This window comes from Melioribacter sp. Ez-97 (assembly GCF_051488665.1).
Taxonomy (GTDB): domain Bacteria; phylum Bacteroidota; class Ignavibacteria; order Ignavibacteriales; family Melioribacteraceae; genus Melioribacter.
Genome location: NZ_JBPSEG010000039.1, coordinates 1 through 786 on the forward strand (window position 1 = coordinate 1; position 786 = coordinate 786).

The window sequence follows — 786 nt, forward strand, 5'->3', positions numbered from 1 at the left end:
AACAAATCTGATAGAGAACTTAAACTCGCAGTTATCAAAATATATAAGAAAAGTAAAACGCTGGATGAATTCGGAAATGAAAGCCAGGTGGGTAGCTGCATCGTTATTGGAAATAGAAAGAAAGACTTGCCTGCTGCAAGCAGGTGAGAAGAGTAAATAATTATGAAAAATTACCCTTACTTCGTTCTGCTATTAAAACGGAATTAAAACTTATGAAAGAAGAGGTAGCTTAAAAATAATGGGGTCTCTGAATTTCAACTAAATTTGACTTTATGCCGGCATCAGATATTTTAGTTTGTTCATAATTATTGAGAACAGAATAAATTCTTTTTAAACAAAGTAATTTTTAAAATGGGAAAGTATTAGCGTTGATTTTCGCAGAATCATTAAATGCCGCATGCAGCATGAATGGCGGATAAGAAGTATTATTCATATTTATCGCGTTTGAATTTTTCACAGTCCATGCGATTCGGAATAAAACTATTATATGATATAACAGAGCAATAAATTCCGGTTTCAATTCACAACGCGTCCGTCGAACAAATTAACTATTCTGTTTGCGAATTTCGCATATTCGGGCGAGTGGGTTGCCTTTCAGACTTCCGTAAAGATATTATGGATTTACTAATGGATCCTCACAAAGATTTCATAGCTGTGTTATATTAAATACATATATAAAAAAACGGAGAGCATCATTCATAATCATTTATTGCTCTCCGCTAATTTCTATTAATCAATTATTCACCTTATTTCATCAACGTCATTTTACCGACTGCAGAATATTTG

1 pseudogene is annotated in these 786 nt (G+C 32.8%); it reads left to right on the forward strand.

The features are described 5' to 3' along the window. Positions 1-233 (forward strand): annotated as a pseudogene (locus ACSSWA_RS14940) (IS256 family transposase); the annotation flags it as partial. Positions 234-786: the final 553 nt, after the last annotated feature.